The organism is Acinetobacter sp. 228 (assembly GCF_048147885.1).
This window is the reverse complement of record NZ_JAYWYV010000597.1, coordinates 1-1,033: the sequence shown is the minus strand read 5'-3', so window position 1 is coordinate 1,033 and position 1,033 is coordinate 1. Positions and strand designations below refer to the sequence as shown.

Here is a 1,033-nt window from a genome sequence, read left to right as displayed (position 1 = left end):
ACTGGCCTTCAGGTAAATTCTCCCCTTTTAAATCTGTCTCAAGTGCTAAGTTGAGTTGTTTAATATCACCTTGAAATTTAATTACACCGTTTTTAGCAAATAATTTTTGCTCAACCAGTAAAGGCAAGTGATAATTTTTGAGTAACAATGCACCTTGCATAGGCACTTCATGACGAACAGGATGTAAAACAACCCAACCTGTTAATAAATCTGGTGTTGTCGTTGCCACACCGGCTTGCAAGGTATCTAAACTACCTCGCGCTGCCACCTTAATATTTTGGATGTTTAAACTTTTTAAAGAAGGAATTCTTAAATCTGCAGTCGCATTCAGTGGATATTTACCGCTAAAGTCCATATTTCCTGTTGCGTTATGAACAGAAAGATACCCCATATCCATACTTGAATTTTCAAATTTCAGTTTTGTCTCTGACCACAAAGCATCATTTAAATGAACATCATGGAAATTTACGACAGAACCTGAATTTTTAATTTCTAAATGATCAACATCTCCAACATCTACACGAAGCACAAATGGTAATTTAATGGGTTTAAACTCAAATGGCTTATCCGATGGCGGAGCTTTGTTAATAATAACTAGGTTACGGACATCTGCATTGCTCAAATGCACTTCTTTTTCTAATATTAAAGAACGCCACCCTAAACGGACATCAGCTCTATCTAAAGTAACGTCAACTTCTTTTAACTGAACAATAATATTTTTAAGAATAATTCCCCTGAGTAAATTACCCCCCTCATATTCATATTTAATGACTTGCTGAGCTTGTAAAACACGATCTAATAAAAAACGGCTTCCACGGTCAGTCGACATCATAATAATGATGGAAGCAACAAGTAATAAAAGTATGATCAAGATTGTCAGCAAGAAGCTACGCAAAATACGTCGCTTCTTAGGAGAGCTAGGTGCCGAAGTGGGCTGCTGTTCTACTTCCGCCATAAAATAAACCTAATAAAATTTTATTTTTAAAGTTGTGGACCAATAAAGAAATGCAAACGAATCGGATGGTTATCATCA

1 pseudogene is annotated in these 1,033 nt (G+C 35.9%); it reads right to left on the bottom strand.

The annotated features are described in order from the left end of the window. A pseudogene (locus VXQ92_RS21125) lies at positions 1-955 on the bottom strand (hypothetical protein); the annotation flags it as partial. Between the last annotated feature and the right edge of the window lie 78 nt (positions 956-1,033).